This window comes from Kytococcus sp. HMSC28H12 (assembly GCF_001816045.1).
GTDB lineage: Bacteria > Actinomycetota > Actinomycetes > Actinomycetales > Dermatophilaceae > Kytococcus > Kytococcus schroeteri.
In genome coordinates, this window is sequence record NZ_KV824436.1 from 1 (window position 1) to 2,427 (window position 2,427).

A 2,427-nucleotide genomic window follows, 5' to 3' on the forward strand; every position below is an offset into this window, starting at 1 on the left:
GCCCCCGGCAACTGCCGGGGGCGTCCTCGTGCGGGGTGCTCGTCGGCTCAGGACAGGTCGACGGTGAACGGGGCGCCGGTCCGCTCGCGCACCTCGTCCTCGGTCACGCCCTCGGCCAGCTCGCGCAGCACCAGCCCGTCCTCGGTGACGTCCATGACGCACAGGTCGGTGATGATGCGCTGCACCACCTGCTTGCCGGTCAGCGGCAGGGAGCACTCCTGCACGATCTTGTGGCTGCCGTCCTTGGCGACGTGCTCCATGAGCACCACCACCTTCTTGGCGCCGTGCACGAGGTCCATGGCCCCGCCCATGCCCTTGACCATCTTGCCGGGGATCATCCAGTTGGCGATGTCGCCGGCGGCCGAGACCTGCATGGCGCCCAGGATGGCCGCGTCGATCTTGCCGCCGCGGATCATGCCGAAGCTCAGCGAGGAGTCGAAGAAGCTCGCGCCGCGGCGCACCGTGACGGTCTCCTTGCCGGCGTTGATGAGGTCGGGGTCCAGCTCGTCCTCGGTGGGGTAGCGGCCCACGCCGAGGATGCCGTTCTCGGACTGAAGCACCAGTTCCACGTCGTCGTCGACGTAGTTGGGCACCAGCGTCGGCAGGCCGATGCCGAGGTTCACGTAGTCGCCGTCGTGCAGCTCCTGGGCCGCACGAGCCGCCATCTGCTCACGGGTCAGCGCCATCTCAGGCCTCCTGCGGGGTCTCGGTGAGGGTGCGCTTCTCGATGCGCTTGTCCGCGGCGCGCTCCGGGCTGAGCGCCAGCACGCGCTGCACGAAGACGCCGGGCAGGTCCACCTCGTCGGGGTCGATCTCGCCGGGTTCCACGAGCTCCTCCACCTCGGCCACCGTCACCCGGCCGGCCATGGCCGCCACCGGGTTGAAGTTGCGGGCCGACTTGTTGAACACGAGGTTGCCGTGGCGGTCGCCCTTGGCGGCCCGCACCAGGGCGAAGTGGCAGGGGAGGGACTCCTCGAGCACGTACTCGTGGGTCTCGTCGAGCATCGTGAACTCGCGGGTCTCCTTGGCGGGGGACTCCACGGCCACCGAGCCGTCGGCGTCGTAGCGCCAGGGCATGCCGCCCTCGGCCACCAGGGTGCCCACGCCGGTGCGGGTCCAGAAGGCGGCGAGGCCGGTGCCGGCGGCGCGGAGCTTCTCGGCCAGCGTGCCCTGCGGGGTCAGCTCGAGCTCGAGCTCGCCCTCCAGGTACTGGCGCGCGAACTCCTTGTTCTCGCCCACGTAGGAGGCGATGACACGGCGCAGGCGGCCGGCGTCGAGCAGCACGCCCAGCCCCCAGCCGTCGACGCCGCAGTTGTTCGAGACGACCTCGAGCTCGGCGGTGCCGGCGGCGTGCACCTCCTCGATGAGCACCTGCGGGATGCCGCAGAGGCCGAAGCCCCCGACGGCCACGCGCATTCCGTTCTCGAGGCCCTCGATGGCCTCACGGGCTGAAGCGACCACTTTGTCCATGGCCGCACACTATCCCCGGAGTGACCTGCCTCACGCCCCGGGGGCGGTGCGGGTGACCCCCTCGGCGACCAGCCGCGCGTCGCCGGTGTCGACCGGCCCGGCGGACACCACCGTCACCACCGACCCGCCGGCGCCCCAGACGCCGAGTGCCGTGCGCACCTGCTCAGCCGGGTCGTCGCAGAGCACGAGGACGCGCCCCGGTTCCTGCGGGGCGAGGACCTCGGCACGCGACCACCGCTGGCCCTGGTGCACCAGGGCGTCGTCCTCCTCGGACACCTCGTGCCAGGGGGTGAACCCGTCGCCGAAGCTGGCCAGCTCGGCGGCCTCGTCGAACACGCCGCTGGGCAGGTCCTCGCCCGGCCACCGGCGGGCCAGCGCCTGCAGGGTCACGGCCACCACCTCGTCGGAGTCGTCGGCCAGGTCGCTCACCGGGCGGGTGGTCACGAGCACGTCGGCCCCCTCGTGGTCGTCCAGGGACACGGTGGCGCCCACCGCCCAGACCGCGAGCACCCAGTAGGCGGTGCGCCAGTGGCCGCGCGGGAGGTCGACCACCACCACGGTGCCGGGCTCGGCGTCGAACTCCTCCTGCAGCACGTTGGCGGCCTTGTTGACCCAGTTCACCAGGACGGCGCCGGAGAGCTCGATGCGCTCGCCGCGCACGTCGTCGAAGCAGGTGAGGCGGGGGGAGTGGGGGTGGTCGGTGGTCAACTGCTCCAGCACCGTCGCCGGTGTGGTCATCTGTGGGGCCTTCCCGCGCCGCAGGGCGCGTGTGTCAGAGGGGTCGGGGCCCGAGGACGCGGGGTCGACGGGCTCGGCGGCCGGTGGCCGTTCGTGCATGCTACGGCCCGCCGGGGACACTGGTCCGGTGACCACCCCCGACACCCCGGCCCCCACCCACGAGGGCGCCCGGTCGTGGCGTGCCGGGTGGGCGGTGGACCTGCCCGGCACGCTGGCCCC

Annotated in this window: 3 protein-coding genes; all 3 read right to left on the reverse strand. The window is 72.6% G+C overall.

The window, feature by feature from the left end; genetic code table 11:
• Positions 1-47: 47 nt before the first annotated feature.
• From HMPREF3099_RS05830 to HMPREF3099_RS05840, 3 genes are read right to left on the reverse strand one after another with little or no spacing between them, the layout of a single operon-like run.
• Entirely contained in the window at positions 48-686 is a 639-nt protein-coding gene (locus HMPREF3099_RS05830) for a CoA transferase subunit B (RefSeq protein WP_070705128.1), read from the reverse strand.
• Position 687: 1 nt separating this feature from the next.
• Positions 688-1,470, reverse strand: coding sequence for a CoA transferase subunit A (locus HMPREF3099_RS05835; protein WP_070705129.1), 783 nt, complete (start codon positions 1,468-1,470; stop codon positions 688-690).
• Between the two features lie 30 nt (positions 1,471-1,500).
• Positions 1,501-2,208 (reverse strand): TIGR03089 family protein, encoded by a 708-nt coding sequence (locus tag HMPREF3099_RS05840; RefSeq protein WP_070705130.1) that lies wholly within the window; start codon positions 2,206-2,208, stop codon positions 1,501-1,503.
• Positions 2,209-2,427 lie beyond the last annotated feature (219 nt).

Coding starts and splice junctions, on each gene's coding strand:
- HMPREF3099_RS05830 (WP_070705128.1), bottom strand. CDS start 686: ATGGCGCTGACCCGTGAGCAGATGGCGGCTCGTGCGGCCCAGGAGCTG.
- HMPREF3099_RS05835 (WP_070705129.1), bottom strand. CDS start 1,470: ATGGACAAAGTGGTCGCTTCAGCCCGTGAGGCCATCGAGGGCCTCGAG.
- HMPREF3099_RS05840 (WP_070705130.1), bottom strand. CDS start 2,208: ATGACCACACCGGCGACGGTGCTGGAGCAGTTGACCACCGACCACCCC.